The 26,607-nt window shown below is 60.1% G+C and carries 26 protein-coding genes; 17 read left to right on the forward strand and 9 right to left on the reverse strand.

Annotated features, from left to right (window positions below; genetic code table 11):
• Positions 1-205 precede the first annotated feature (205 nt).
• Positions 206-2,299: a TonB-dependent hemoglobin/transferrin/lactoferrin family receptor gene (locus GWQ29_RS13245; protein ID WP_275919611.1), complete on the reverse strand. Its 2,094-nt coding sequence runs from the start codon at positions 2,297-2,299 to the stop codon at positions 206-208.
• 187 nt (positions 2,300-2,486) lie between these two features.
• Here GWQ29_RS13245 and GWQ29_RS13250 point away from each other — a divergent pair, with 187 nt between their 5' ends.
• Genes GWQ29_RS13250 through GWQ29_RS13260 form a run of 3 tightly spaced genes read left to right on the forward strand, consistent with a single transcriptional unit; the run spans position 2,487 to position 4,486 of the window.
• A complete protein-coding gene (locus tag GWQ29_RS13250; RefSeq protein ID WP_275919612.1) occupies positions 2,487-3,470 on the forward strand; it encodes a ChaN family lipoprotein in 984 nt (327 codons plus the stop codon).
• A gap of 20 nt (positions 3,471-3,490) precedes the next feature.
• Positions 3,491-4,042 carry a cysteine hydrolase family protein gene (locus tag GWQ29_RS13255; protein WP_005311738.1) on the forward strand — a complete coding sequence of 184 codons (552 nt, stop codon included), beginning with the start codon at positions 3,491-3,493 and terminating at the stop codon, positions 4,040-4,042.
• A 39-nt stretch (positions 4,043-4,081) separates the two neighbouring features.
• The gene (locus tag GWQ29_RS13260) at positions 4,082-4,486 is read left to right on the forward strand and encodes a hypothetical protein (protein WP_005311736.1); all 405 of its coding nucleotides are present in this window, start codon (positions 4,082-4,084) and stop codon (positions 4,484-4,486) included.
• Between the two features lie 70 nt (positions 4,487-4,556).
• Here the strand turns inward: GWQ29_RS13260 and hutZ are convergent, their stop codons facing one another.
• Entirely contained in the window at positions 4,557-5,114 is a 558-nt protein-coding gene (gene hutZ, locus GWQ29_RS13265) for a heme utilization protein HutZ (RefSeq protein ID WP_005311733.1), read from the reverse strand.
• Positions 5,111-5,623 (reverse strand): heme utilization cystosolic carrier protein HutX, encoded by a 513-nt coding sequence (gene hutX, locus GWQ29_RS13270; RefSeq protein ID WP_275919613.1) that lies wholly within the window; start codon positions 5,621-5,623, stop codon positions 5,111-5,113. The genes hutZ and hutX overlap by 4 nt, the downstream gene beginning before the upstream one ends.
• 168 nt (positions 5,624-5,791) lie before the next feature.
• Here hutX and GWQ29_RS13275 point away from each other — a divergent pair, with 168 nt between their 5' ends.
• Genes GWQ29_RS13275 through GWQ29_RS13285 form a run of 3 tightly spaced genes read left to right on the forward strand, consistent with a single transcriptional unit; the run spans position 5,792 to position 8,465 of the window.
• Positions 5,792-6,631, forward strand: a complete 840-nt coding sequence (locus GWQ29_RS13275; protein ID WP_275919614.1) for an ABC transporter substrate-binding protein — start codon at positions 5,792-5,794, stop codon at positions 6,629-6,631.
• Positions 6,628-7,662 carry an iron ABC transporter permease gene (locus GWQ29_RS13280; RefSeq protein ID WP_275919615.1) on the forward strand — a complete coding sequence of 345 codons (1,035 nt, stop codon included), beginning with the start codon at positions 6,628-6,630 and terminating at the stop codon, positions 7,660-7,662. The genes GWQ29_RS13275 and GWQ29_RS13280 overlap by 4 nt, the downstream gene beginning before the upstream one ends.
• A 14-nt stretch (positions 7,663-7,676) precedes the next feature.
• Positions 7,677-8,465, forward strand: coding sequence for a heme ABC transporter ATP-binding protein (locus tag GWQ29_RS13285; RefSeq protein ID WP_275919616.1), 789 nt, complete (start codon positions 7,677-7,679; stop codon positions 8,463-8,465).
• 154 nt (positions 8,466-8,619) lie between these two features.
• Here the strand turns inward: GWQ29_RS13285 and GWQ29_RS13290 are convergent, their stop codons facing one another.
• On the reverse strand, positions 8,620-9,246 hold the full coding sequence (locus GWQ29_RS13290) for a YitT family protein (RefSeq protein ID WP_219598437.1): 627 nt from the start codon (positions 9,244-9,246) through the stop codon (positions 8,620-8,622).
• Positions 9,247-9,578: 332 nt separating this feature from the next.
• On the opposite strand from GWQ29_RS13290, the gene GWQ29_RS13295 reads away from it, so the two are divergent.
• From GWQ29_RS13295 to GWQ29_RS13315, 5 genes are all read left to right on the forward strand, one after another.
• Positions 9,579-10,589, forward strand: a complete 1,011-nt coding sequence (locus tag GWQ29_RS13295; RefSeq protein WP_219598436.1) for an NAD-dependent epimerase — start codon at positions 9,579-9,581, stop codon at positions 10,587-10,589.
• A gap of 278 nt (positions 10,590-10,867) precedes the next feature.
• Complete coding sequence (locus GWQ29_RS13300; protein WP_275909441.1) at positions 10,868-11,725, forward strand: lytic transglycosylase domain-containing protein; 858 nt, start codon at positions 10,868-10,870, stop codon at positions 11,723-11,725.
• Positions 11,726-12,117: 392 nt separating this feature from the next.
• Positions 12,118-13,785 (forward strand): energy-dependent translational throttle protein EttA, encoded by a 1,668-nt coding sequence (gene ettA, locus GWQ29_RS13305; RefSeq protein ID WP_017412471.1) that lies wholly within the window; start codon positions 12,118-12,120, stop codon positions 13,783-13,785.
• A gap of 93 nt (positions 13,786-13,878) precedes the next feature.
• A complete protein-coding gene (locus tag GWQ29_RS13310; RefSeq protein WP_087756393.1) occupies positions 13,879-14,214 on the forward strand; it encodes a hypothetical protein in 336 nt (111 codons plus the stop codon).
• Between the two features lie 265 nt (positions 14,215-14,479).
• The gene (locus GWQ29_RS13315; RefSeq protein WP_042467256.1) at positions 14,480-15,823 is read left to right on the forward strand and encodes an NCS2 family permease; all 1,344 of its coding nucleotides are present in this window, start codon (positions 14,480-14,482) and stop codon (positions 15,821-15,823) included.
• 68 nt (positions 15,824-15,891) lie between these two features.
• Here GWQ29_RS13315 and djlA read toward each other — a convergent pair whose 3' ends face one another.
• From djlA to GWQ29_RS13330, 3 genes are read right to left on the reverse strand one after another with little or no spacing between them, the layout of a single operon-like run.
• A complete protein-coding gene (djlA, locus tag GWQ29_RS13320; RefSeq protein ID WP_058393605.1) occupies positions 15,892-16,728 on the reverse strand; it encodes a co-chaperone DjlA in 837 nt (278 codons plus the stop codon).
• A gap of 19 nt (positions 16,729-16,747) precedes the next feature.
• The gene (gene murU, locus GWQ29_RS13325; protein ID WP_275919617.1) at positions 16,748-17,416 is read right to left on the reverse strand and encodes an N-acetylmuramate alpha-1-phosphate uridylyltransferase MurU; all 669 of its coding nucleotides are present in this window, start codon (positions 17,414-17,416) and stop codon (positions 16,748-16,750) included.
• Complete coding sequence (locus GWQ29_RS13330; protein ID WP_275919618.1) at positions 17,413-18,426, reverse strand: phosphotransferase; 1,014 nt, start codon at positions 18,424-18,426, stop codon at positions 17,413-17,415. The genes murU and GWQ29_RS13330 overlap by 4 nt, the downstream gene beginning before the upstream one ends.
• Before the next feature lie 174 nt (positions 18,427-18,600).
• Between GWQ29_RS13330 and lptD the strand changes: the two genes are divergently transcribed.
• Genes lptD through GWQ29_RS13360 form a run of 6 tightly spaced genes read left to right on the forward strand, consistent with a single transcriptional unit; the run spans position 18,601 to position 25,369 of the window.
• Positions 18,601-21,033, forward strand: a complete 2,433-nt coding sequence (gene lptD, locus GWQ29_RS13335; RefSeq protein WP_265433096.1) for an LPS assembly protein LptD — start codon at positions 18,601-18,603, stop codon at positions 21,031-21,033.
• A 30-nt stretch (positions 21,034-21,063) separates the two neighbouring features.
• Positions 21,064-22,362: a peptidylprolyl isomerase SurA gene (surA, locus tag GWQ29_RS13340; RefSeq protein WP_125596052.1), complete on the forward strand. Its 1,299-nt coding sequence runs from the start codon at positions 21,064-21,066 to the stop codon at positions 22,360-22,362.
• A complete protein-coding gene (gene pdxA / locus GWQ29_RS13345) occupies positions 22,362-23,357 on the forward strand; it encodes a 4-hydroxythreonine-4-phosphate dehydrogenase PdxA (RefSeq protein ID WP_275919619.1) in 996 nt (331 codons plus the stop codon). The genes surA and pdxA overlap by 1 nt, the downstream gene beginning before the upstream one ends.
• A complete protein-coding gene (gene rsmA / locus GWQ29_RS13350; RefSeq protein WP_011899041.1) occupies positions 23,347-24,174 on the forward strand; it encodes a 16S rRNA (adenine(1518)-N(6)/adenine(1519)-N(6))-dimethyltransferase RsmA in 828 nt (275 codons plus the stop codon). The genes pdxA and rsmA overlap by 11 nt, the downstream gene beginning before the upstream one ends.
• A 4-nt stretch (positions 24,175-24,178) precedes the next feature.
• Complete coding sequence (gene apaG / locus GWQ29_RS13355) at positions 24,179-24,541, forward strand: Co2+/Mg2+ efflux protein ApaG (protein ID WP_005311700.1); 363 nt, start codon at positions 24,179-24,181, stop codon at positions 24,539-24,541.
• A gap of 6 nt (positions 24,542-24,547) precedes the next feature.
• Positions 24,548-25,369 (forward strand): symmetrical bis(5'-nucleosyl)-tetraphosphatase, encoded by an 822-nt coding sequence (locus GWQ29_RS13360; protein WP_275919620.1) that lies wholly within the window; start codon positions 24,548-24,550, stop codon positions 25,367-25,369.
• 188 nt (positions 25,370-25,557) lie between these two features.
• On the opposite strand, the gene GWQ29_RS13365 is transcribed toward GWQ29_RS13360, so the two are convergent.
• Positions 25,558-26,058, reverse strand: a complete 501-nt coding sequence (locus tag GWQ29_RS13365) for a 2TM domain-containing protein (RefSeq protein WP_021138360.1) — start codon at positions 26,056-26,058, stop codon at positions 25,558-25,560.
• A 123-nt stretch (positions 26,059-26,181) separates the two neighbouring features.
• Complete coding sequence (locus GWQ29_RS13370; protein WP_265422172.1) at positions 26,182-26,607, reverse strand: VOC family protein; 426 nt, start codon at positions 26,605-26,607, stop codon at positions 26,182-26,184.

Here is a 26,607-nt window from a genome sequence, read left to right on the forward strand (position 1 = left end):
AAGCAAAAATGAAAAACATCAATAAAATTGAACTATTGCCACAAGAGTGGAGTCTATTGAGTAACACCACCTCCTGGTTAGTGTTGCAATCTTTCCACCCGCTTCTGGCGGGTTTCTTTTTTTAGTGGTCATGGGCCGGTTTCAGCCCACTAAAAAGGGGCCTTGCGGCCCCTGAGTCATAAGATGTGCGTGCTGCTCACCGGCATTAGAAGACGTACTTGACCCGTGCGCTCAGGTTGCGGCCCGGCTCTGTCTTGTTGCTGGTGTTGGCGGTAGCGCTCTGCCCAGTGATGTTCTCGTAGCTGACATACTCCTTGTCAAACAGGTTGAAGACACCGACGTTGAGCTGCAGATCCTGTATGGGCTTGAACTGGGCGTAGAGATCCACCACACCCCAGCCAGCGCTCTTGATGTTGTCGTTGCCTCTGGCATCCTTGCCCACCTTGTCCATGTCATCGGCAAAGCGCAGCGCCGTGTTGATGTTCCAGTTCGCCTGTTCCAGACGCACACCCACACTGCCGTTGAGCGGGCTCAGGCTGTTGATGTAGTTGCCATCCCCATCCTTGCCTTCGATGTAAGCCAGGTTGCCCCAGACGTTGACCAGGTCATTCAACCAGTAGTCAGCCTTGGCCTCGACCCCCTTGGTGGTCGCCTTGTCCAGGTTCTGGTACTGATAAAGGGCGGTGCGACCCTCGGTGCCGACCTGGGCCAGCTCGATGAAGTCGTCAAACTTGTTGTAGAAAGTCGCCACTTCGTAGCTGAAGCCGCCCGCATCGCCGCGTACCCCCAAATCGATGCCGTCGCTGCTCTCGGGCTTGAGGTTCGCATTCGGCTCGATGCGATAGCCATACGCTTGGTGGTTTAAAGTCGAGAAGGCGTTGTCATACATGGGGGTCTTGTAGCCATGGCTGTACTGGGCGAACAGATTGGCCGCCTCGTGTGCCTTGAACACCAGCCCCAGCTTGGGCGAGAACTCCCCTTCGGAGAACTTCTTGAGGTTTTCGCCCGTGTAGGCGGGATCCTGATCCGGGGTCATACGGTAGTAGTCGTAGCGAACACCCGGCGTCAGTACCCAGCGCTCGCCAAACTTCAGCTCGTCGAAGGCCCACAGGGCACCGTGTTCCGTGGTCGTGGACGGGAAGCTCAGCTCGCTGTAGCCAACGAAATCACCCGGCGTGGTCGGCGCCTTGAAACGGGTGCGCTCGTTGTCGGTATGCTCATACTCCAGGCCCCAGGCGAGGCGCTGGCTGGCCAGTGCCTTGCTGAATTTCACCTGGGCCCCCAGGCTCTCTTGCTCGAAGCCGTTGCTGTCCAGCGAGTTCTTGGTCACATAGGGGTTGCCCGGTCTGACCGGATACTTGGAAGAGGCGTACTGATCCAGGGTCTGCTTGGTGCGGGCATAGTAGACCTTGCTGTCGATGCGATCGACCCAGGGCGCGTTCAGGGCGATGCCGTGATCCAGCATCAGGGAGAGGTTGTCCGTGTCCTTGTCGGTGATCGGCTGATTGAAGACGGAGCCTGCCTTGGTGAGATCGACGGCATCCGGATCCTGCCCTTCGTTGAAGTAGTCGACGGTCAGTTTCAGGAATTGATCGTCGCTCAGGTTCCACTGGCTCTTGAACAGCACGGCCTGGCTGACGATGTCGAACTCCTTCTTGTCGCCATCGTAGTTCTGGGTCACGCCGCCGTCACGCCAGGTGTAGCGCAGCAGGTTCTCGAACTCGCCGCTGCGCAGGGCCCCGGTAAAACCGGCCATGTTCTGATGGTTGCTGGAGGCGTAACCGCTGGTCACGTCCAGGTAGCTGTCGCGGCCCCGGAGGAAATCGCTGGCATCCTTGGTGGTGATGGCGATGACGCCGCCCAGGGCATCTGAGCCGTAGGCCGCCGACGCAGGCCCCTTGACCACTTCTATCTGCTTGATCATGTCGGTGTCGAAGTAGCTCTGGCCGACCCCGCCGTTCTTGTAGGCATCGTTCTGGCGCACACCGTCACGCACCATCTTGACCCGGTTTTCACCCATGCCACGGATGACGAAGGTCTGGGCATCACCAGCACCGCCTATCGCAGTCACGCCCGGCTCGTAACGGAACAGGTCGGCAACGTTGCTCACCGCCTGCTCTTCAATCTGCCTGGCCGTGATCACAGTGATGGGACCGGAAACATCTTCCAGTTTTTGCTCCATCCGTGAGCCGCTGACGACCATGACTTCATCTGCTTTCTTGTCCGCCGCGAAGACCGGGGAAGCGAGGCCGGCCGCCACGGCAAGGGCAACCAGCGAGAGGGTGTTATTGTGCGCCACTGTGAATCCTTATTGAGAACTGTTATCAAACAGCTGGCATATTACTTAGCTCGCAACAAAGATCAACAATAAAAGGAATCATTCTCATTTTCTTTTGTCATAGTTAGGTTCTACACTATTCCCCTCTGTTTTCCAGCTCGCCATGCTGTCATCGTATGGCTCCGGCTCTTCTTCGTTGTGAGATACCATGACCCGACTACTGCCCCTGCTCACCCTTCCCCTGCTGCTGGCCGCCTGCGCCACACCGCCCGGTAACGATGCCGGCACCCTCTACCACTATCAGCTCAGCGCAGGCCAGTCCGATGCAGGCCAAGGTGAGCTGACGCTGACACAGGCGGTGGATCGGGTGGCGGATGCCGACATAGTGCTGGTGGGCGAGCTGCATACCCATACTGCCATACACCTGCTGCAGGCCCGTCTGCTGGCGGGGCTGGAAGAAGCATCCAGGGCCGATGGTCGTGCCCTTGTGCTCTCCATGGAGCAGTTCAGCCGTGCCGATCAAGCCGTGGTGGATGCCTATCTGGCCGGGCGCATAGGTGAGGCGGCCCTCATTCGCGATGGCAACGCCTGGCCCAACTACCAGAGCGACTATCGCCCGCTGGTGGAATTTGCCAAACAGCACCATCTGCCGGTCATCGCAGCCAACGCCCCCAAGCCGCTGGTGAGCTGTGTCGGTCAGGAGGGGCCACAGTGGCTCGACAAGCTCCCCGCCAACCGCCGCAGTCAGCTTGCCCGCGAGCTGACGCTCACCGACGATGGCTATCGCCAGAAATTCATGGCCTCGCTCCACCACGGTGATGCCGACGGCAATGCCCGCCGCTTCGCCGCCCAGACCAGCTGGGATGACACCATGGCCGAGAGCATGGTCGATTATCTCAAGCAGCATCCCGGCCGGCGCATCATGCACATCGCCGGCAACTTCCACGTCGAGGGGGGCCTGGGGCTCGCCAGCCGCATCGCCAGTCGCAACCCTGAGCTCAAAGTCGCGCTGGTGGTGCCAGAGACTCTATCGCAGACGAATGCGCAGATCCCCGCCGGGCAAGTGGCCGATATACGGGCCCGGATCACACCTCTGCCAGAACGCTGGCTAAATGCAGATGAAATGAAGCAAGATATGGGCGCACTGCATCAATCCCGAAGCCGTGACTGCAGCCAATGGCTGCAACCCTGAAAATCGCCTAAGGATTCCATATGGATGTGTTACTGGTCATCGACATGCAACAAGGGCTGTTTGCTCATCCCCGCCATCAGGACGCGCAGGTCATTGCCAATATCAATCGCTTGGCAGACAGCGTGCGGGCCAATCAGGGCCGTGTCATCTATGTGCAGCACGACGCACCGGGTTCTGAACTGGAACCCGGCAGTGCAGCCTGGCAGCTCCACGCCGATTTGATCCCGGCGCGCAGCGACAGCAGGGTGAGCAAGACCGCCTGCGACAGCTTCCTCGATACAGAGCTCGGCTTTCTGCTGGCGGAACAGGCAGTGGATCGCCTGCTGATCTGCGGCTGTGCCACCGATTTTTGCGTCGACACCACGCTGCGCAGCGCCGCCGCCCGGGGATTTGACGTATTCGCGGTGACGGATGCCCACACCACGGCGGATCGTCCTCACCTGAGTGCGGAAAAAATCATCGAGCATCACCACTGGATGTGGGAGCACCTGAGCCTGCCAAAGGGCAGAACCGTGACCCTGCTCACGACGGATGCGTTGCTCGAAGCCACCCAGCCCGAGCTGGCGTGTTAATCTGCCAGCCTTGAAGTGATCACCGGATTGGAGTCTTGTGTGCGTCTACTGTCTGCCGTTGCATTCATGCTGTTGTTACCGGCAATTTCTGCCTGCTCCGGTTTGCCGGGGCGTCAGCCGGATGGCCCAGCCCCCCTGTTTAGAACCCAGATCAACGAAGAGGGGAGCAAGCGTTTCACGTTTGAAGCCGCACCGTTCGACACCCTGCCTACCCGGCTGGAGGAGAACGACGGCAATCGCCTGAGTCGCAGCAAGAGTCTGCTGGAACGGCGTGAAGCTCTGCAGGATGCACAGTTGACCCAGACCCTGGCCGAACGGAAGTATTGCCACAATGGCTATATCATCCTCAGCCAGACCTCCTGGAAGATCCGGGGCGAGTGCAACGAGACGGCCAGCCAGGCCGATCGCGATGCCTTCCCCAACAAGGCTTCCTGGCAGGACTAGCTCTCTGGCGTGACACGCAATAAAAAACGGGCAGCCTGGGCTGCCCGTTTTTTATTGCAAAGGCCTGTCGTCAGACTGGCGCATCGGCCGGGCTGGTCAGCTCGGCACCGTTGTCGACCCGTTTGTGCCCTTCCACCAGATGCACGAAATCCACCAGCTCGTCACCTGAGACGCGAAATGCCTGGCCAAAGCCTTTGACGAACAAACCCTGCTCAGGTTTGAGGCGAAACAGCACGAAATCCTTGAGATTGGACAGCCCTTTGACTATCTCGCCAAAACGCCCTTCCAGCGCGGCAATCGCCTGACTCCAGCGCACGTCGTCACGAGCCACTACTTCGGCCAGTGCATCAAAGGTGAGACGCTTGCGGGCGAACAGCTCACGGGCACCTGTCTCGTCCTCGATCAGCATCAGCGATACCTTGGGTACCTGTTGCAGGTTGCGGGCGTGACGGGCGATTTCAGAGATGAGCACATAGTAGCCATCTTCCTGCAGCACGAAGGGGGCATAGCTGGCATTGGGGTTGCCTTCGCTGTCCACCGTCGCCAGTTGCAGGGTGCGGCAACCGTCGCGAAACTCGCGGATCTCCGGTTGCAGACGATTCTGCAGACGCTCCTGACGTTCACTCATGCTTTTACTTCCTCTTGGTACTGGTGGCGCAAGGCCATGAAACGCTCCACCTGGGCAGGCAACAGCTTGCGCTGCTCATCACGTCCCAGATAGACCTTGAAAATACAGCGGCCGCTGTGGCCGAAGAACTGGAAAGAGTGGCCTTCTTTACCCATAAACAGCTTGCTGACCAAGGCAATGCCGACCACGTTGTCGAGCTTGAGATGGCCGTGCATCTCGCCGTCACGCCCCATCAGGTTGTAGTAGCCACGGGCATTCTTGCCTCTGGGGAAGGGTGCCTTCACCTCAAAAATGGAGCCATCGGATTCGACGATGGTAGTCACCTGACCCCAGTCTGCCAGATCCGCCAGCAGGGCTTCAGCCTGCTCGGCGGGGACCAGGGTCACCAGCTCGTCGGGCAGGTGGCGCACCACCTCCCACTCGCTGACCACCAGCTGAGTGGCAATGCTGGAGGGATGGGCGCTGGGATCTTGCTCCAGCAGCTCATGAATGCGTTGTGCAATGCTCATCGGTTCTCCCTGGGGATGCGTTCTGCATCCCTCTTCTGTCATGGCGAATACTGTAATAAAGCGCCCAAACCAATGCAATTGATAATCGCTTTCATTCTCAGTGCATTTTTTTCACCGACTTGATATTCTCGGCGCAAACCCAACTTCATTCACCCTTCGGAGGTTAGCATGGGCCGTCGTTTTGCCCTCGCACTCACCCTGCTGAGCTGCTCAGCTCTTTCCCTGCCAGCAAGCTCGCAGGAACGTATCGTCAGCATAGGTCCTGCCACCACAGAGCTCATTCTGGCGCTGGGCGGTGAACAAAGCCTTATCGCCACCGACATCAGCAGCGTTGAACCGAAAAATCTGCCCAGGGTCGGTTATCACCGTGCCCTCTCCGCCGAGGGGATCCTCAGTCTGGCGCCGACTCGCCTGATCGGCAGCGACGAGATGGGCCCGGCACCGGCGCTGGATCAACTGCGCCGTGCAGGCGTAGCAGTGAGTGTGCTGGAGACGGCACCGACCCTGGCCAACCTCAACCAGCGTATCGATACCCTGGCCAAGCTGCTCAATGACCCGGCCGCCGGGGCGGCACTCAAGGCCGAGATCCAGACCCAGACCGATCAGCTGGCCGCGCAGGCTAAACAGAACAAGCCGCTCAAGGTCGCCTTCCTGCTGCTGCACAAGGGGCAACCCACCAGCATAGCTGGCGGCAACACCACCGCCAGCGCCCTGCTCACCCTGGCGGGCGGCATCAATCCGGTAGACCAGCTGAGCGACTACAAACCCGTCTCTGCCGAAGCCCTGATCAAGCTGCAGCCGGACCTGGTGCTGGTGAGCGGCCGCGACTGGCAACAATATCAGGATCCACAAACCGTGCTGGCACAGGTGCCCGCGCTCGCAGCGACGCCGGCAGGTAAGAATCGAGCCATCCACGCCATCGACGGCCACGCCCTGCAAGGGGGTCTCAGTCTCACCTCGCTGCAACAGGCGAACCAGATCGCCAAGTGGATCAAGCTGGGCTCATGATGCGCCTGCCACTGCCCTGGTTGCTTTGCCTCACCAGCGCCGCGCTGGCACTGCTGCTGGTCGGATCCCTGGCGACCGGCCCCATGGCGCTCTCCCTCGGCGAGAGTCTGCGCGCCCTGTTTGCCGGTCAAGAAAGTGGCATTGAAGCCCACAAGCTGCTGATCGTGCAGGAGATCCGCCTGCCCCGTACCCTGCTCTGTATCGCGGTGGGCGGCATTCTCGGCCTCTGTGGCGCCGTCATGCAGGGGCTGTTTCGCAATCCGCTGGCCGATCCCGGCATCATTGGCGTCTCCGGCGGGGCCGCCCTCGGTGCCGCGCTGGCCATAGTGCTGCTGGCCCCTCTCGGCGGCCAGCAGTGGCAAAGCCTGCTCGGCATCGGTCTGCTGCCTCTGCTCGCCTTCCTCGGCGGGGCGCTCACCACCACGCTGGTATATTTGCTCGGCACCCGGGAAGGTGGCACCTCCGTCACCGTCATGTTGCTGGCCGGTGTGGCCATCACGGCACTTTCCGGCGCAGTGATCGGCCTGCTCACCTACCTGGCCGACGATCAGATGCTGCGCAACCTGAGTCTGTGGCAGATGGGCACACTGGCGGCAGGCAAACCGGTGGACGTGGCACTGGCACTGGCTACCCTGATCACCCTGCTGCTGCTGTTCATGCGCGATGCCAATCCCCTCAACGCTCTGTTGCTGGGTGAAGGGGAAGCCCGTCATCTGGGAGTGAATGTGCAATCCCTCAAGCGGCGCCTCATCTTGCTCACCGCCGCTGGGGTCGGTGTCGCCGTCGCCGTGGCGGGCATGATCGGCTTCGTCGGTCTGGTGGTCCCCCATCTGGTGCGACTGCTGGCCGGGCCCAACCATGTCAGACTGTTGCCGCTTTCAGCTTTGCTCGGCGCCGCCCTGCTGCTGGGCGCCGACATGCTGGCTCGCACCCTGATGGCGCCAGCCGAGTTGCCGGTGGGCATCATTACTGCCCTGCTGGGCGCTCCCTTCTTTATCTGGCTGCTGGTCAAGGGCCGCCGGACGCTTTAACCGGAGGTCTCACCTTGTCAATATCATCCCCTCTGCTGCGCTGCCACCAGCTCAGCCTCACCCGTGGTGGCCGCCCCATCCTGGACAGACTCGACCTCACACTGCAAGGCGGCACGCTCACCGCCCTGCTGGGCCCAAACGGCGCAGGCAAGAGCTCACTGCTCAAATGCCTGACCGGCGAGCTGGAGTACGAAGGGGAAATCAATCTGTTTGACCGGGAGCGGCAAGCCTGGGCCAGCAGAGAGCTGGCCCACCGCGTCGGCGTGCTGCCGCAGAGCTCGTCTCTCAACTTTCCGTTTCTGTGCGAAGAGGTGGTCGCCATGGGGCGCCTGCCCCACACTGAGCCCGGCAGCCGACGGGACGAGATAGTGCGGGCCGCCATGACCCACGCCGGGGTCGATCACCTGGCCAGACGTCTCTATCCCGGCCTATCCGGGGGGGAGCGACAGCGGGTGCAGTTTGCCAGAGTGCTGGCCCAGATCTGGCAAGCACCGGACGATCCCCAGCAGGCGCGCCTGTTGTTGCTGGACGAACCCACCTCGGCGCTCGACCTCAAATATCAGCACCAGCTGCTCACCATGGCTCGTGCCCTGGCTGCCCGCAACACGGCCGTACTGGTGGTGCTGCACGACCTCAATCTGGCGGCGCGCTACGCCGATCGACTGGTGATGCTGGATCAGGGCAGGCTGCTGGCTGATGGCACCCCGGCCGAGGTACTGACCCCGGCCTTGATCGACCGCCTCTATGATTATCCCGCTCAGGTGATCCATCACCCTGAGACAGGCCTGCCCATGGTGGTGTGAGAGGGGTCGGGATCCTGGATAGCAAAAGAGCGCCATCAGGCGCTCTTTTTGATTGTGAGAGAAGTTCTGGCTCACGCTATCTGATAACGGCCCGGCTTGTGTCGTTGAACGTCAACACCCGATACGGATATCGGATGAGTGCAATATCGGGTTCTCACGCTATCTGATAGCGGCCCGGCTTGTGATTGAGTGTCAACACCAGGTTACAGATGATGGCCGCCACTACCGAGAGGGCCAGGATCCAGGGCTGCACCACGAAGCAGGAGGCAACGACTATGGTGCAGTCCAGCCCCATTTGCAGCTTGCCGGCGCGGATGCCAAAGCGGTCCTGAATAAACAGCGCCAATATGTTGAAGCCACCCAGGCTGGATTTGTGGCGGAACATGATGAGCAGCCCCATGCCAATCAGGGTGCCACCGATCAGGGCAGCATAGACGGGCTCAATCTTGCCTATCTGCAGCACGGCGTTGAGGTGATCCGTCATGAAGGAGACAGCCGCCACCGAGACGAAGGTGTTGAGGGTGAAGCGCGGCCCCATCCTCAGCCAGGCCAGGGCGTAGAACGGCAGATTGATACCGAAGAACAGCAGGCCGAAGCTCAGGCCCGTCACCTGTTGCAGCAAGAGCGCCAGCCCGGCGGTACCGCCGGTGAGCAGGCCAACCTGATGAAACAGGAAGATACCGAGAGAAACGAAACCGGCTGCCGTCAGCAGGGCGAGTACATCTTCATAAAACGGGTGCACAGAAGCGTGCGGGTCCGCAGAGCCCGGGGTGTTGTCCATAACCTGTATCCAATAGCGAAGTGAAAAGAGTGTTTTTGCCGCAGTGGCGGACGCGAGCCCTGTCCGCAGGGCTTCGTTATGGGGTCCAGTCTATTTTTTGCGACCATGATCACAATAGCTCCGGGAAACGCCCCGTTTTGGTGCCTGTCATTCTCCATTGACAGGCCGTGCACCAAGATGCAGCATGCCGCGCCTGACGAGCTCCGCCATCGCCCGCCATGTCGCCGGAACGACGTGGCGCTGGCGTGCGCGCTCTGGTACAAAGCCCACAGCCATTTTCCAGTCCCCGTTCAGGACCAGAGACCCCCAATGATCAGCACAGGACAACACTCATGAAGTATCTGGTGACAGGCGCCGCTGGCTTTATCGGCTTTCACGTGGCCAAACGGCTATGCGAGGCAGGCCATCAGGTGGTGGGGCTGGATAATCTGAACGACTACTACGAGGTAAGCCTGAAACAGGCGCGACTGGCCCGGCTGCTCCCCTTTCCTCATTTTCGCTTCGAACAGCGGGAACTAGCAGATCGGGATGCCATGGCAAACCTGTTCACCAACGGCCAGTTCGAGCGGGTGATCCACCTGGGCGCCCAGGCGGGGGTACGTCACTCACTGGAAAATCCGTTCGCCTATGCCGACAGCAATCTCACCGGCATGCTGACTGTACTGGAAGGGTGCCGCCAGCACGGCATAAACCATCTGATCTACGCCTCCTCCAGCTCTGTCTATGGCCTGAGCGATCTGATGCCCTTCTGTGCCGAACAGCGGGTAGATCACCCCGTCTCTCTCTATGCCGCCACCAAGAAGAGTGGCGAACTGATGGCCCACTCCTACTCTGCGATCTATGGTCTGCCTACCACAGGCCTGCGCTTTTTCACCGTCTATGGCCCCTGGGGTCGCCCCGACATGGCCATCGCCAAGTTCACCCGCGCCATCCTGGCGGGCGAGCCCATCGATGTGTACAACCACGGGGATCTCAGCCGCGACTTTACCTACATAGACGACATAGTGGACGGCATACTCGCCATCGCCGAGCTGCCGCCCCGCGCCAATCCGCACTGGCACGCCAGTCAGGACAGCCAGGCCGAGAGCGCTGCCCCCTATCACATCCTCAACATAGGCAACGGCCGGCCGGTGCGGCTGCTCGATTTTATCGAGGCGCTGGAGCAGGCGCTGGACAAGCCCGCCATCAAGCGGATGCTGCCCATGCAGGCTGGCGACATGCACGCCACCTGGGCCGACAGCGAGCCCCTTCACACCCTCACGGGTACCCGCCCCGCCACCCCGCTCAGGCAGGGAGTCGCCGAGTTTGTGCGCTGGTATCTTGACTATTACCGGCCGGGGTGAGCCCCCCGGCGACATGAACGTGCAATCCTGACTAAATAGTGCGGCGTGGAACATGAGTCATCACAGGTTTCCCCCATCGCAAGCCACTTTTGCTACCCCTTGTGATGGGACTGTCCCTTCCAATGCCCACCGGCATCCCACACGGGCCTGTATTTGCCATTGGTTCCATACCATTTTGATCTCTGGGCAGGTGGCGTCATAACAACAGGATCCACTGGATTAATGGCAGATCGGGCCATGTTCCCCTATATCTTCTGTACCCCAACAGGAGAGAATCCATGGCGAGCCTCAGCGAAAACAGGCTGTTTTTGCTGCTTTTTTTATCGCTGTTGCTGGCCGGTACTGTGCAGGCTGCAGCGCAAAGCAGGGATTTCAGACAAGCCCCCAAGGCGCTCACTGCCCTGAAAAAGGGTCAGGTGGCGCAGAGCCAGGGTAATTTGACCCAAGCCATTCACTTCTATTGTGCCGCCGCCACGACGGGCAACCCGGAAGGCTATTTTCGCATCGGTCGCCTGCTTGCCACCGGCCCGGGCTCGGTGCGCAACCCCAAGATGGCCAACGCCTACCTCGCCATGGCAATGCGCCTTGGCAATCAGCAAGCCGCCCGCTACTACAATGCCCGCATCGGCAACGCCATCATGGGGGATCAGTGTGGCGCCGGCGTCGGCGGGGGAGCAGGCAGTTACTTTGCCGAGATCCCCAATACCCCTTTCAATCTGGATGCCTACCTGGCCCGCCAGTCACCAACCAAACAGAAACTGGCCGCCATGTTGCGCCACGCCGCCAAACACCACAGCCTCGATGAGCGGCTGGTGCTGGCCATCGCCATTGCCGAATCCAACCTCAACAGCCGCGCCGTCTCCCCCAAGAATGCCCAGGGGCTGATGCAGCTCATACCGGAAACCCAACAGCGCTTCGGCGTGACTCGCCCCTTCGATCCGGCACAGAACATCAAGGGTGGCGTGACCTATCTCAAGTGGCTGGATCGCCGGTTTGATGGCAACTGGGTACTGATGTCGGCAGCCTACAACGCAGGAGAGAGAGCGGTGGAACAGTACGGCGGCATCCCCCCCTATCAGGAGACCCAACAATATGTGCGGCGAGTGCTCTACTTCGCCGGTCACAAGGGGAAGTAACCCTCACCCGTTCATGCCCGATCTGGAAATAGACGTCGGTCCCCTTCCCAACCCTCGGCCGGCAACAAGAGCCATACAAAACCCAGCATCTCGCTCGCAGCCAGCAAAAATGTTGCCCGGCAAGGCTGGTCGGCGACGAACAGCCAAATATGGCGGCTTTGGCACAAAAAGAGCCCTCATCATGCCAGGCGTGCCCCCAGCGCACAGCCGGATGTGACGGCTGCGGCAAAGAGGGCTACAAGCCGGGCCCTGCCTTTGCCCCCCTTCCCCCATTGGTTTACAATCGGAGCGTTTTTTGGAACCGGGTTGACGGCGTGTCGACCTGGCCCCACCACGACATCAGTCTGTTAGTGCCAAGACATTAACCTGCTGAATAGGAAGAGAATTAGCCAATGGCTCAATTTATTTACACCATGAACCGGGTCGGCAAGGTAGTGCCGCCCAAGCGTCATATCCTCAAGAACATCTCCTTGAGCTTCTTCCCGGGCGCCAAGATAGGCGTACTGGGCCTGAACGGTGCCGGTAAGTCCACCCTGCTGCGCATCATGGCCGGCATAGATACCGAGATCGAAGGGGAAGCCCGTCCACAGCCCGGCATCAAGATCGGCTACCTGCCCCAGGAGCCCAAACTGGATCCGGAGCAGACAGTCCGTGAAGCGGTCGAAGAGGCGGTAGGTGACGTCAAGCGCGCCATGGCTCGCCTCGACGAGGTCTATGCGGCCTACGCCGATCCGGATGCGGATTTTGACAAGCTGGCCCGCGAACAGGGCGAGCTGGAAGCCATCATTCAGGCCCAGGGTGGCCACAACATGGAAAACCAGCTGGAGCGCGCGGCCGATGCCCTGCGTCTGCCGGCCTGGGACGCCAAGATCCAGCACCTCTCCGGTGGTGAGCGCCGCCGTGTGGCGCTGTGCCGTCTGCTGCTGGAAAAGCCGGACATGCTGCTGCTGGACGAGCCGACCAACCACCTGGATGCGGAATCCGTGGCCTGGCTGGAGCGCTTCCTGCACGACTACGAAGGCACAGTCGTGGCCATCACCCACGACCGCTACTTCCTCGACAACGTGGCAGGCTGGATCCTGGAACTGGACCGCGGCGAAGGTATCCCGTGGGAAGGCAACTACTCCTCCTGGCTGGAGCAGAAAGATGCCCGTCTGGCGCAGGAGGCCAGCTCAGAAGCGGCTCGTCGCAAGTCCATCGAGAAAGAGCTGGAGTGGGTTCGTCAAAACCCGAAAGGTCGTCAGGCCAAGTCCAAGGCCCGTATGGCTCGCTTCGAAGAGCTCAACACCAACGACTACCAGAAGCGCAACGAGACCAACGAGCTGTTCATTCCGCCCGGACCCCGCCTCGGCGACAAGGTGCTGGAAGTGGCGAACCTGCGCAAATCCTACGGTGATCGGGTGCTGATCGACGATCTGTCGTTTGCCATTCCGAAGGGAGCCATCGTCGGCATCATAGGTCCGAACGGTGCCGGTAAGTCGACCCTGTTCCGCATGATGTCGGGTCAGGAGCAGCCGGATTCCGGCACCATCACCCTGGGCGAAACCGTGGTGCTGGCCTCTGTGGATCAGTTCCGCGACAGCATGGATGACAAGAAGACGGTGTTCGAAGAGGTCGCTGACGGTCAGGACATACTGCGCATCGGCAACTACGAGTTCCCGAGCCGCGCCTATATCGGCCGCTTCAACTTCAAGGGCGCCGATCAGCAGAAGCGGGTCGGCGAGCTCTCCGGTGGTGAGCGTGGCCGTCTGCATCTGGCCAAGCTGCTGCAGACCGGCGGCAACGTGCTGCTGCTGGATGAACCTACCAACGATCTAGACATCGAAACTCTGCGCGCCCTCGAGAACGCCCTGCTGGAGTTCCCGGGTTGTGCCATGGTCATCTCCCACGATCGCTGGTTCCTCGACCGCATCGCCACTCACATCCTGGACTACCAGGACGAGGGCAATATTGCCTTCTTCGAAGGCAACTTTACCGAATACGAAGAGTGGAAGAAGAAGACCTACGGCGCCGAGGCAATCCAGCCCCACCGCGCAAAATACAAACGCATCACCAAATAAGGGTGACGGCGTCACAAGGGGAGCTTCAGCTCCCCTTTCTATTGCCTTTTGGCATACAATCCAAGACGGATGCCTTTGCATGGATGTATCGAAATGACGACCCAGACCCCCACAGAGAAGAAACTCACCATCCAGATCCGGGTTGAACCCGGCTGCCTCGGGCCGGATGGCAAAGAACACATCGAGACCTTCTGTGTCGCCGCCGCCAAGATCTTCGCCGCCATCTATCCTGAGCTGGTGAGCTGGGTGCTGATCCCGCGCTATGACAAGCAGTTGCCGGAGCAGGAGTTCTTCATCGAGGGGCGTAAGTTGACCGAGGAGCAGGCCAGTCTGTTCCTGCGTCGTGTCGGTAGGGAGCTGGGGGAAGTACAGGACAAACTCGACTCCGTCCTGGCCCAGCTGGTGGAGCGTTACTTCAAGACACTTTAAGTCCCTTCTTCCCGAAAAAAGGTTCTCTATCGAGGACCTTTTTTATTGCTCAAAAAGAAAACGTTTGAATTTTTGCTCTATTCATTGATCCGCTTCGCAGATCCGGGGTTTGTAAACGCCGCCGCCTGTGTGAAAATGTGCGCGCTGTCACGGTATCAGGACAAGTCTGGTCACTTAGCCACCAGAAAAACAGCCCCCTTGCCCACTCATGGATGGGGTGCCGACTCTCCTGCTGCTTATTTCACGTCACCTATTGGAATCCAACATGAACCAACAACACCAAGCTGCCAATCAGGCCGCCGGGCAAGGATTGCTTGAGCGCCTGTTTGCCCTGCAAGGCCATGGCACTACCGCCCGCACCGAGGTCATCGCCGGGATCACCACCTTCCTGACCATGGTCTATATCGTGTTCGTCAACCCGCAGATCCTCTCTGCGGCGGGCATGGACACCCAGGCCGTGTTCGTCACTACCTGCCTCATCGCTGGCATCGGAAGCATACTGATGGGCCTGTTGGCCAATCTGCCCATCGCCCTGGCCCCGGCCATGGGACTGAACGCCTTCTTCGCCTTCGTAGTGGTGGCCGGCATGGGCTATTCCTGGCAAGTCGGCATGGGCACCATTTTCTGGGGCGCCATGGGTCTGCTGATCCTCACCCTGCTGCGGGTTCGTTACTGGCTGATCGCCAATATCCCGCTCACCCTGCGGGTCGGCATCACAGCCGGTATCGGTCTGCTCATCGCCCTGCTCGGCCTGCACAACGCAGGTATCGTAGTGGCGAGCCCGGCCACCATGGTGACGGTGGGCGATCTCACCTCCCTGCCCTGCCTGCTGGGGCTGCTCGGTTTCTTCCTGATCTGTATCTTCTCAGCCCGCGGCGTTCACTCCGCCGTGCTGATCGCCATAGTGGTGACCACCACCCTGGGCTGGCTGTTTGGTGATGTGACCTTCAAGGGCTTCGTCTCCATGCCCCCTAGCATAGAGCCGGTGTTTGGCCAGCTGGATTTGATGGGGTCGCTCGACATCAGCCTGGCGGGGATCATCTTCTCCTTCATGCTGGTCAACCTGTTCGACTCTTCCGGCACCCTGATCGGCGTCACCAACCGCGCCAAGCTGGCGGACGACAAGGGTCACTTCCCGCGCATGAAGCAGGCGCTTCTGGTGGATAGCGTGAGCTCGGTCGGCGGCGCCTTCATGGGTACCTCCTCGGTCACCGCCTTTATCGAGAGCAGCTCCGGCGTCGCCGTCGGTGGCCGCACCGGCCTGACCGCCATCGTGGTCGGCCTGCTGTTCCTGCTGGCGATCTTCTTCTCCCCCGTCGCGGCCATGGTGCCTGCCTATGCCGCCGCCGGCGCCCTCATCTATGTCGGCGTGCTGATGTGCTCCGAGCTGACCCGGGTGAAGTGGGAAGACCTGACCGAAGCTGTACCGGCCTTCATGACAGCTGTCATGATGCCGTTCAGTTTCTCCATCACGGAGGGGATCGCCATCGGCTTTATCTCCTACTGCGTGATGAAGGCAGGCACAGGCCGCTGGCGCGAGATCAACCCCTGCGTCTTGGTGGTCGCCCTGCTGTTCGTGCTCAAGTTCGTCTGGGTCGACAGCCACTAAACCTGACTTTCGCAAACAAAAATGCCCGTCATCGACGGGCATTTTTTATGGCGAACAGATAGCGGCACTCAACGGATGCCGCGGGCCTCGCGGATCCACTCCCAGGCCTGCTGGATCTCCTGGGTCTTCTCCTTCGCCATCTCCATCATCTCAGGTGGCAGCCCCTTGGCGGCCAACTTGTCGGGGTGATGCTTGCTCATCTCCTTGCGGTAGGCGCGCTTGATGTCCTGATCACTGTCGCTCTCGCTCACCCCGAGCAACTGGTAGGCATCCTTGAGGCGATCCGCTGACGGCGCCTCTTGCCGATACTGCTGCCCGCCGTGCTCACCGCCCTGATACTGGCCGCCATGCGCCCGATTGAAGAAGTTCATCTGCGCTTCGGCCATCGCCAGGATGCGGGCCAGCTCGATGCGGCTGAAGCCCAGCTCATCGGCGATGGTATGCAAAATGGCGCGCTCGTCGGCCTCGACCTTGCCATCGGCAAAGGCTGCCTGCAGTTGCACCTCCAGGAAGAAGCGCAGTATGTCCCGCTGCCCCAGGCTGGCACGACGGAACTCGGCCAAGGTTTCCCGCAACGGGAACTCGGCCTCCTTGCCCAGACGGAACGACTCCTGGGCGCGCGCTCGCTGATCCCCCACCAGTCGCATCCGATCCATCAGGTTGGAGGCAACCCGGATCTCCTGCTCTGTTACCTGGCCATTCGCCTTGGCGATATGGCCCATGACGGCGAAAGTGGCATGGAAAAATACCGCCTGTTGTTGCTGGCTGGGGCCACGCTGAAACGCGCCCCGAATACCCATGCCCCGATCGAAACGATGGCCGATCCAGAGACCAAGCAGGGCACCAAAGATGTTGCCGAGCAGAAAACCGAAGAAGGCGCCCAGCACCTTACCCCAAATACGCATGGTTCAAGACCTCGTGATGTTAATGAGTGCGCTGTTGCAGCTGATCATCCAGCTCGCGCAGCCTCTCTGTGGTGCCAATGTCGCGCCACTCGCCGGCCAGCATGGCGCCACCGACCCGGCCTTGCGCCATCCAGTCGCGCAGCAGGGGGGCCAGCTTACGCGCCCCCGACGGCAAATCGGCAAAGGCGGCGGGGTCATAGAGCCCGACACCGCTGAAGGTGAAGGCTGGCGCATCCTGCACCCGACCGGCGTGAAGCGAGAAATCCCCATGAGGATGCTGGGGCGGGTTGGGTACCAGCCAGAGATGGGCCAGATCCGACCCCAGTGGCTGGTTGACCAGGGTGCGATAGTCCAGACTGAGCCAGGTATCGCCGTTGATCACCAGAAACGGATCGGCGCCAAGCAGGGGCAGCGCCTGCACTATGCCACCGGCGGTTTCCAGCGCACTCGCCTCTGCCGACCAGTGAATGCTGACCCCGAACGCACTGCCGTCACCGAGCGCTTCCACCAGCTTGTGGCCGAGCCAGGCGTGGTTGATCACCAGTTCAGTCACTCCGGCGGCCTTGAGCTTTTCGATATGGTGTACTATGAGCGGCTTGCCCCCTGCCGCCAGCAGCGGCTTGGGCAAGGTGTCAGTGAGCGGGCGCATCCGCTCGCCACGGCCGGCAGCCAGGATCATCGCCTTCATACCGGGGCTCCGGCCACTCGGGCCAGCCCGGGCAACACCACTTGCTGCAACCAGGCACCGAAGCGGGCCAGCTCCGGATAGCTGGCGCCATGTTGCTGGCACACATCCACCACATAGCCCAGGGTGCGGGGAATGTCCTTGAGGTAACCGGACTTGCCATCCCTGTGATAGAGGCGGGTGAAGAGACCCGCCGCCTTCAGGTGACGCTGCATGCCGGTCAGGTCGGCATGACGACGGAAACTGGCATAGTCGAGCCCGCCAAGCAGACCCACCTGCTGCAGCGTATCGAAGCCATGGCGCATGCCCTGCTCGATCACATCGTCGGGCCAGCGCACGTAACAGTCTTTCAGCAGGGAGACGAGGTCATAGCTGAGGGGGCCTATCACCATGTCTTGAAAATCGATGATGGCCAATTCGCTGCCGTTTGGAGTATCACCACCACAGACCATCAGGTTGCGGCTGTGAAAGTCACGGTGCATCACCCCCTGGGGCTGAGCCAGATTGCTGGCGGTAAGGCAGGCAAACATATCATCCAGCAGCTGTTGTTCTGACTCGCTCAGGGCCAGTTGCAGATGATGGCCCAGCAACCACTCGGGGAAAATACTGTTTTCACGGGCCATGAAGGCAGCGTCGAAGGGCTCCAGCGCCAGTGCTACCGCCCCCAGTCTGGGTAGCAAGGCGATGGCTTTGCCATACCAGGCCAGCACATTTTGTGCATCCAGACAGCTGATTAGCTGGGTATCCCCCAGATCTGTCACAGCCAGCAGGCCATCATCATAGTCCACCCCCTTTACCTCGGGCGCCAGCAGCCCCATGGCATGCAAAGCAGAGGCATTGCGGACAAACTCATGATTTTTTTCGGTTTTTGGATTGGCATCCACCCATACCAGGCCACCACCACGGTAGTAGCGGCGAAAACTGGCGTCACCGGAAATCAGGGTCAACTCAAGGTTGGCATCACCGGAAATCCGGCGAGCCCATTGCAATAGCAGGGAATCGCGATCGTACATAAGTCGGGGACCGAATTGGAAAGCAGCACTTGGCTGTTAGCCCTGGCCGCAATAATGCTTTATCATTGCCGGCTAACATAAAGCAATGACATGCAATGTCAACTCGATGAATCCTGTCGTAAAATGCATGTCTTGAATCAGCCGTATCTACCACGGATTGCGCGAGTCTTTCACATGACAAAATGGACACTGGGGTACTCATATCCCATCGCCCTGACCATCAGCCTTATCCCAGCCCTGACCCCGGCCATAGTGCAGGCGGCTCCGCTGACGCCGCCACCCGCCACCGGGATCCTGGACGGGCTCTGCTATGACTATGTACCCAAGGTAGAGAAACTGGCCCCCGGAAAGGATGCCAACGCCCAACCTGTCGAAGTGGATGCCGATCGGCTAGAGGCCAAGCAGGGCGGTACCGCCGTCTATCAGGGCGATGTCAAAGTTCGCCAGGGTGTGCGCAAATTTGACTCGGATTATGCCGAGCTTGATCAGAAAAGCCGGGATGTCATCGCCATCGGCAACATCTATTACAACGATGGTCAGATCACTGTCACCAGTGACAAGACCCTGAAATCCAACCTGGATACCAAGAACTCCGAGCTGGAAGAGGGCAAATACCAGGTTCATGGCTCACCGGTACGCGGCTCTGCCGACCGGGTCACCATGACCAACAACAACCAGAACATCACCCTGGAAGGGGCTCAGTACACCACCTGCCCACCTGGCCAGGAAGTGTGGACCCTGAAAGCGGGCAGCATCGACATCGATCAGACAGAGGTGTTCGGGGAAGCCTGGAACGCCAGCCTCTGGCTCTACGACTATCCGGTGTTCTATTTCCCGTATATCAACTTCCCCATCAAGGATGAGCGCAAAACCGGCCTGCTCTACCCGGGTTATACCCAGAGCTCCAAGAACGGCATGGACATCACCCAGCCGTTCTACTGGAACATAGCGCCCAACTACGATGCCACCATCACTTCCCGTTTCATGGACAGACGGGGCCTGATGGAGCAGGTAGAGTTCCGCTATATGCCGGATCCGGCCCATGTCGGCAGCCTCTATTTCGAAAATCTGGCAGACGACAAACAGTATGATGAAACCCCCAGCCTGAACGAAAAGCTGTCTGACGGGCATCGCTATCTGCTCAATGCGCGCCACACCTCGCGGTTTGCCGACAATGCCATGCGGGTGTCGATCGACTACACCAAGGTCCGGAATCGGGATTACAACTACTTCAACGACTTCTCCCCCAAGGTGGGCACCCAGGTCGAGAACCAGTTGCAGCAATCCCTGATGGCCGGCTACTTCCAGCAAAACTGGAACCTCAACACAGAGGTGCGGACCTACCAGATACTGCTGGCAAGTGCCCAGCAGCCTCACGAGCTGATGCCACGGATCAACCACAACTACTACCATCAGGGCAACTGGTACGATCTGGCCTGGAATACCGAAGTCACCCGGTTCGGTTACAACAACACCCAGGCCTCAGCGCAAAACCTGGGGGATGCCTATACCGGCACCCGGGTCTACACGGCGCCGACCCTGACCATGCCGCTCATCGACGAGGCAGGCTATTACCTCGACAGCCAGTACAAGCTGATGTACACCCGTTACGATCAGGAAGTGCCGGACAACATGAGCTCCACCTTCACCAAGCGGTTCACTCCTGAAGGTGCGAGCGGCGTCACTCTGGATGAGGGCATCATCACCCGGACACTGCCTTCCTTCCGCCTCAAGGGCGGCATGACCTTCGAACGCAACCAGGACTGGTTTGGTGGTAACGCCAATCAAACCCTGGAGCCCGAGTTCCAGTACCTCTATGTGCCCTACAAGGATCAGGACAACATAGGTGTCTACGACTCCACCACCATGCGTCAGGACTACTACAGCCTGTTCAGCGACCGCCGTTATGCCGGTCTGGATCGCATCAGCGACTCAAATCGCGTGTCGGTGGGCGTCACCAGCCGAGTCTATGATGATGCTGGCGATGAACGAATTCGACTGGCCGTTGCCCAAGCCTTCGACTTTGTTGCCCCCAGGGTCAAGCTCTACCCCAGCGAGTCACTGGCGACCAACACCCGCTCCCCGCTCTCGTTTGAGGGGGATGCCAAGATCAACGAGCAGTGGTTTGCCCATGCCGGTGCGCAATATGATATGGATCAGAGCGAGATCAGCTCTGCCAACAGCGCACTCGAGTATCGCCGCGAGAAGCTGATCAGCCAGCTGAACTACCGCTTTGTGCGCAATGCCAACTACGACCTGTCGAACACCAACCAGGTCGCCGACATCAATCAGGTCGGCATGCTGTTGACAACACCGCTCAATGATCAGTGGCACCTCTACGGTGGCTACTATCGCGACCTCGATCAGGGGGTGAATGTGGATCGCAAGGTGGGCCTGAAATATGACTCCTGCTGCTGGAGCATCAACTTCAACCTGGAGTGGGTCAATACACCGGATAACGTGACCATGCGTCCGACTTCGGAGCGCAGCCTGGGCATTCAGTTTGAAATGAAAGGATTGGGTAGCGTGGGTACCGGCTCCAAGGGCACCTCCCTGGATACCGAAGCACTGCCTTACATTCGTCCGTTTAACCTGCGAGACCAATAACCGGTCTGGCAAACGCCTTGAGAGATGGATATGAAGAAGACGTTGATTTCCCTGCTGACTGCAGGCCTGTTCGGAGCCATGAGTCAGGGTGCCTTCGCCGCCCCCGAGCTGATGGACAAGGTGCTTGCCGTGGTCAACAAGGACGTGGTGCTGGCCAGCCAGCAGGAAGCCCTGGTACAGAAAGTCAAAAGCTCTGCCCAGGAGAGCGGTCAGTCCCTGCCCGATGATGCCACCCTGCGCAAGCAGGCGCTGGATCGCCTGATCCAGGAGAGCCTGCAACTGCAACTGGCGGATCGCCAGGGCCTCAAGATCAGCGACACCCAGCTGGAGCAAGCCATCCAGAGCATAGCCGCCGACAACAAGATGACCCTGGATCAGCTGCGTGCCCAACTGGCCCGCGAAGGCCTGACCTATGCCCAGTATCGGGAAGAGGTGCGCCGCGAGATCCTGATGAACGAGGTGCGCCGCAACCAGGTGCGCCGTCGCATCAACATCTCCGATCAGGAGGTCAAGCAGGTGGTGGATATCCTCGCCAAGCAGGGCCAGCAGCAGCAACAGTACCATGTCGGCCATATCCAGATTGCCCTGCCGGACAACCCGAGCGCCGAGCAGCTCAACGCCGCCAAGAGCAAGATAGAGCGCATCCTGGCTGCCCTGAAACAGGGCGCCGACTTCCGCAAGCTGGCCATTGCCGAGAGTAATGGTCCCAAGGCACTGGAAGGGGGCGACTGGGGCTGGATGAGCCCGCAAGAGATGCCGACCCTGATGGCCGAAGCGGTGCAAGGTGCTGCCAAGGGTGACATAGTGGGCCCGCTGCGCTCTGGCGCCGGTCTGCACATCGTCAAGGTGTTCGATGCCAAGGGTCAGCAGCAGGTGCTGCAGACCGAGGTGAAAGCACGCCACATACTGATCAAGCCTTCCATCATCCTCAGCGAAGAGAAAGCCAAGGGCATGCTGGATGGCATACTGCACGACATCAAGAGCGGCAAGGCGACCTTCGCCAGTCTGGCGGAAAAATACTCCGAAGATCCGGGCTCTGCGGTGCAGGGCGGCGAGCTGGGCTGGTCTGATCCCAACGTCTATGTGCCGGAGTTCCGCGACATGGTAAACCGCCTCAAGCCGGGTGAGCTGAGCGCCCCCTTCCGTACTACCCACGGCTGGCACATAGTGCAGCTGGAAGATCGTCGCAGCCAGGATGCCACCAGCAAGGCCCAGGAGCAGCGTGCCTATCAGCTCATTTTCAACCGCCGCTTCACCGAAGAGTCTCAGGCGTGGCTGGATGAGCTGCGTGATGAGGCCTACATCCAGATCGAAGGCGCCGGCAGCTGATGAGCTGTCGTCGTCTCGCCATTACGCCGGGTGAGCCCGCCGGAATAGGCCCGGATCTGGTGCTGCAGATAGCCCAGCAGGATTGGCCCCACCAGCTGGTGGTGATCGCCGATCCCGCCCTGCTGCTCGAACGGGCCACCCTGCTGGGGCTGCCCATCAAGCTGCAACCCTATAATGCCGAGGCCCCTGCCGAGCCGCAGCGGGCAGGTACCCTGACCCTCTGTCCAGTCAGCCTCGGCGCCCCCGTGGTGCCGGGTGAGCTGAACGAGGGCAACGGCGCCTATGTGCTGGCCACTCTGCAGCGCGCCTGTGACGGCAACCTCAGCGGCGAATTTTCCGCCGTGGTGACCGGGCCTGTGCACAAGGGGATCATCAATCAGGCGGGCGTGTCATTCAGTGGTCATACCGAGTTCTTCGCCCAGCAGTCGGGCACCGCCGACGTGGTGATGCTGCTGGCGACCGAAGGCTTGCGGGTGGCGCTGGCGACCACCCATATACCGCTCGCCTACGTGGCCATGGCCATCACGGAGGATCGGCTCGGCAAGGTGATCCGCATTCTGGATGCGGATCTCAAAACCAAGTTTGGCATCGCCAAGCCCCGGATTTACGTCTGCGGCCTCAATCCCCACGCCGGGGAAGGGGGCCATCTCGGCCGTGAAGAGATTGACGTGATCGAACCCGCCCTGGCCAGCTTGCGCCAGGAGGGGATCGATCTGGTCGGCCCGCTGCCGGCCGATACCCTGTTCCAGGACAAATACCTCAAGGATGCGGATGCGGTACTCGCCATGTACCACGACCAGGGGCTGCCCGTGCTCAAATACAAGGGGTTCGGCAGTTCGGTCAATATCACCCTTGGACTTCCTTTCATCCGCACTTCGGTGGATCACGGCACTGCGCTGGATCTGGCAGGCAAGAGCCTGGCGGACCCGGGCAGTCTGATCACCGCGATTAACCACGCCATCAAGATGGTAGAGAAAAAAAGATATGAGCAGTAAGGTGCAGAGCAACAAGGTGCACATGGGTCATACGGCCCGTAAGCGTTTCGGTCAGAACTTCTTGCATGACCGCTATGTGATCGATCAGATCGTGGCCGCCATCAATCCGCAGCCGGGTCAGAATCTGGTGGAGATAGGCCCGGGCCTCGCAGCCCTGACCGAACCGGTCGCCTCCCAGATGGACAAGATGACAGTGGTCGAGCTGGACCGGGACTTGGCCGCGCGCCTGCGCGAGCACCCGACCCTCAAGGACAAGCTGACCGTGATCGAGGCCGATGCCATGCGCTTCGACTTCGGCACTCTGATGGGGGAAGGCAAGGGGCCGCTGCGCATCTTCGGCAACCTGCCCTACAACATCTCCACCCCGCTCATCTTCCACCTGTGCGATTTTGCCGACCGGGTAGAAGACATGCACTTCATGCTGCAAAAAGAAGTGGTATTGCGGATGTCTGCCGGCCCGGGCAGCAAGGCCTATGGCCGCCTGAGCGTCATGGTGCAGTACTACTGCCAGGTGATCCCCGTGCTGGAAGTGGGCCCTGGCGCCTTCAAACCGGCACCGAAAGTGGATTCAGCCGTGGTCCGTCTGGTGCCGCACAAGAACCCGACCATAGTCGCCAAAGACATCCGCTGCCTGAGCCGCGTCTGTACCGAAGGCTTTGGTCAGCGCCGCAAGACCATCCGCAACAGCTTCGCCAACTTCATCACGGACGCTCAGCTGACCGAGCTTGGTATCGATGGCAACCTGCGCCCGGAGAATCTCTCCCTGGAGCAGTTCGTCATGATCGCCAACTGGCTGGCGGATCAACAACAGGCCTGATCCCGTGGCATACCCGCATATCGTTATCCGCCCATACCCCCGTTATGTGGCGGATACCCAGGACCCTTACCAGTTCCACTATCTGATCGAGATCGAGAATCTGGGGCCGGGGCCGGCGCAGCTGCTGCACCGGCGCTGGCTCATCACGGATGCCAACGGCAAGATGCTGGAAGTCGAAGGCCCCGGCGTGGTCGGGGAGCTGCCCGTGATTGCCGAAGGGGAGACCTTTCGCTATCAGAGCGGCGTGCCACTCGACACCCCCTTTGGGGTGATGGAAGGGAGCTATACCCTGCAAGATGAGTCAGGGCAGCCGTTCGAGGCGCCCATAGCGCCTTTTACCCTGGCCGTCCCAAACATTATTAACTGAGGTTTCATGGCGAACTGTTTTGTTGGCGATATCCAGGGCTGTTATGACGACTTGCGTCGTCTGCTGGATCTCGCAAAGTTCGATCCAGCCAAGGACGTGCTCTGGCTCTGCGGCGACCTGGTCGCCCGCGGCCCGGACTCCCTGAAGACACTGCGCTACGTCAAGTCGCTGGGCCAGCGGGCCGTCACAGTGCTCGGCAACCACGACCTTCACCTACTGGCGGTCGCCGATGGCGTTGCGCCGCTCAAGAAGAAAGACAAGCTGCAAGCCCTGATGGAAGCGCCGGATCGGGACGAGCTGCTGACGTGGTTGCGCCATCGCCCCCTGCTGGCGGAGCACCCGGATCTGCCCATCATGATGGTGCATGCCGGTATCTCCCCCGCCTGGGACGCCCGAATGGCACGCAACTGTGCCCGCGAAGTGGAGAGTCAGCTGCGCGGCGATCAGTACAGCTGGTTGTTGCACAACATGTATGGCGATCTGCCCGATGGCTGGAGTGAAGATCTGGCAGGTATCGAGCGTTACCGCTACATCATCAACACCTTCACCCGGATGCGCTTCTGCTATTTCGATGGCCGACTCGAGTTCAAGTGCAAGAAAGGCCCCACAGAGTCTACTCCCGGCCTGCGCCCCTGGTTCGAGCAGCGCGAGCACCATATGGATGACCCCATACTGGTGTTCGGCCACTGGGCGGCCCTGATGGGCAATACAGGCAGGAACGACATCAAGGCGCTCGACACCGGCTGCGTGTGGGGCAACAGTCTCACCCTGTGGCGTTATGAAGACGATGCCCTGATAGCGACGCCCTGCCCCACTCACGCCAAGTGATGGTTAAGGGCTGCGCCTGAGCGACGAGAGCCTCACTCTGTGGTGTTACGAAGACGATGCCCTGATCGCTACCCCTTGCCCCACTCATGCCAAGTAAGGGGAAAGAGTGGTGAGAACCCCACTCTGTCGCGTTACACAAGAACAAAGCCCGGCAAGTTGCCGGGCTTTGTTCTATTCGCACCAATAACTTACAACTTGCGCCCCAGTCGTTTCTCGATCTGGCGTCGCTCCCATTCCGGACCAAACAGCTTGAAGGGCTGGAACAGGTTGATGGCATGGGAGATCAACCCCAGGCCCCACCCCAGCGCCGGCCACCAGGCCCAGATATAGTCCGGGTTGCTGAGGTAGTTGATGACAAACAGCCCGCAGATTACCAGCACATAGCTGAAAATGTGGTAGTAGAAGCCTTTGAGCCCCTCCACATACCCCATGGCGGCCCGCTCCTCTGCCGACACCTGCACCCTGTCCTGACCCATAGTTTCATTCCCTCTCATCTCGCGCTCCTGTTGTTGTGTCCCATCCAGTTGAGCCACATCAAGTTCAAAGACGGAGGCCAGGGCCTTGAGAGATTCCAGTCCGGGCTGCTGACCCTGTTCGATCCGCTGTATGGTGCGAACACTCAAGCCAGTCAGGGTCGCCAACTGATCCTGTGACCAACCCCGTTGCAATCTCAACTTCCTGACGATCATCATGAGCTCCTTGTGGTGGTAGACAGGGCCAGCATAGGGCCAGCGCGAAGAAAGGTGACACGACAGATGGCCGACACCAACCTGACTATTGTTTAAAATCAATAAATTAGATGTAAGCCTGGATCAGGAAACCGGTCGTTCGCCCAGATGCTGGACGAACCGCAGCAGATAACCGTCGGGGTCCTGTACCAGAAACTCCCGCTGACCCGAGCTCATATTTCCCACTGGATACCAGGATTCACGCAGTGGCCGATAGAGAGCCACCCCGGCCAGCGCCAGCCGAGCGAGCAGGGGCTGGATGTCGGTCAGCTCCATCTGCAAATTTATACCGCGTCCCAGCGGAGGCTCCAGCACACCGGTCAGCCATCCTGCCGGATGGATCTGTTCCAGCATCAACTGTACCTGTTGCTGCTCCAGATAGGCGAAGGGGGGATAGTCGCGCTGATAGCGCACAGCAAACCCCAATAGCCCGGTATAGAAAGGCAAGGAAGCTGCCAGGCTGGTCACAGACAGCTCGGGCACCATGGGGTTCCAGTAGACCTCACCCAT

The sequence above is a fragment of the Aeromonas sp. 2HA2 genome (genome assembly GCF_029237345.1).
Taxonomy (GTDB): domain Bacteria; phylum Pseudomonadota; class Gammaproteobacteria; order Enterobacterales; family Aeromonadaceae; genus Aeromonas; species Aeromonas salmonicida.

Coding starts and splice junctions, on each gene's coding strand:
- GWQ29_RS13250 (WP_275919612.1), top strand. CDS start 2,487: ATGACCCGACTACTGCCCCTGCTCACCCTTCCCCTGCTGCTGGCCGCC.
- GWQ29_RS13255 (WP_005311738.1), top strand. CDS start 3,491: ATGGATGTGTTACTGGTCATCGACATGCAACAAGGGCTGTTTGCTCAT.
- hutZ (WP_005311733.1), bottom strand. CDS start 5,114: ATGAGTGAACGTCAGGAGCGTCTGCAGAATCGTCTGCAACCGGAGATC.
- hutX (WP_275919613.1), bottom strand. CDS start 5,623: ATGAGCATTGCACAACGCATTCATGAGCTGCTGGAGCAAGATCCCAGC.
- GWQ29_RS13275 (WP_275919614.1), top strand. CDS start 5,792: ATGGGCCGTCGTTTTGCCCTCGCACTCACCCTGCTGAGCTGCTCAGCT.
- GWQ29_RS13280 (WP_275919615.1), top strand. CDS start 6,628: ATGATGCGCCTGCCACTGCCCTGGTTGCTTTGCCTCACCAGCGCCGCG.
- GWQ29_RS13290 (WP_219598437.1), bottom strand. CDS start 9,246: ATGGACAACACCCCGGGCTCTGCGGACCCGCACGCTTCTGTGCACCCG.
- GWQ29_RS13295 (WP_219598436.1), top strand. CDS start 9,579: ATGAAGTATCTGGTGACAGGCGCCGCTGGCTTTATCGGCTTTCACGTG.
- GWQ29_RS13300 (WP_275909441.1), top strand. CDS start 10,868: ATGGCGAGCCTCAGCGAAAACAGGCTGTTTTTGCTGCTTTTTTTATCG.
- ettA (WP_017412471.1), top strand. CDS start 12,118: ATGGCTCAATTTATTTACACCATGAACCGGGTCGGCAAGGTAGTGCCG.
- GWQ29_RS13310 (WP_087756393.1), top strand. CDS start 13,879: ATGACGACCCAGACCCCCACAGAGAAGAAACTCACCATCCAGATCCGG.
- GWQ29_RS13315 (WP_042467256.1), top strand. CDS start 14,480: ATGAACCAACAACACCAAGCTGCCAATCAGGCCGCCGGGCAAGGATTG.
- djlA (WP_058393605.1), bottom strand. CDS start 16,728: ATGCGTATTTGGGGTAAGGTGCTGGGCGCCTTCTTCGGTTTTCTGCTC.
- murU (WP_275919617.1), bottom strand. CDS start 17,416: ATGAAGGCGATGATCCTGGCTGCCGGCCGTGGCGAGCGGATGCGCCCG.
- GWQ29_RS13330 (WP_275919618.1), bottom strand. CDS start 18,426: ATGTACGATCGCGATTCCCTGCTATTGCAATGGGCTCGCCGGATTTCC.
- lptD (WP_265433096.1), top strand. CDS start 18,601: ATGACAAAATGGACACTGGGGTACTCATATCCCATCGCCCTGACCATC.
- surA (WP_125596052.1), top strand. CDS start 21,064: ATGAAGAAGACGTTGATTTCCCTGCTGACTGCAGGCCTGTTCGGAGCC.
- pdxA (WP_275919619.1), top strand. CDS start 22,362: ATGAGCTGTCGTCGTCTCGCCATTACGCCGGGTGAGCCCGCCGGAATA.
- rsmA (WP_011899041.1), top strand. CDS start 23,347: ATGAGCAGTAAGGTGCAGAGCAACAAGGTGCACATGGGTCATACGGCC.
- GWQ29_RS13360 (WP_275919620.1), top strand. CDS start 24,548: ATGGCGAACTGTTTTGTTGGCGATATCCAGGGCTGTTATGACGACTTG.
- GWQ29_RS13365 (WP_021138360.1), bottom strand. CDS start 26,058: ATGATCGTCAGGAAGTTGAGATTGCAACGGGGTTGGTCACAGGATCAG.
- GWQ29_RS13370 (WP_265422172.1), bottom strand. CDS start 26,607: ATGGGTGAGGTCTACTGGAACCCCATGGTGCCCGAGCTGTCTGTGACC.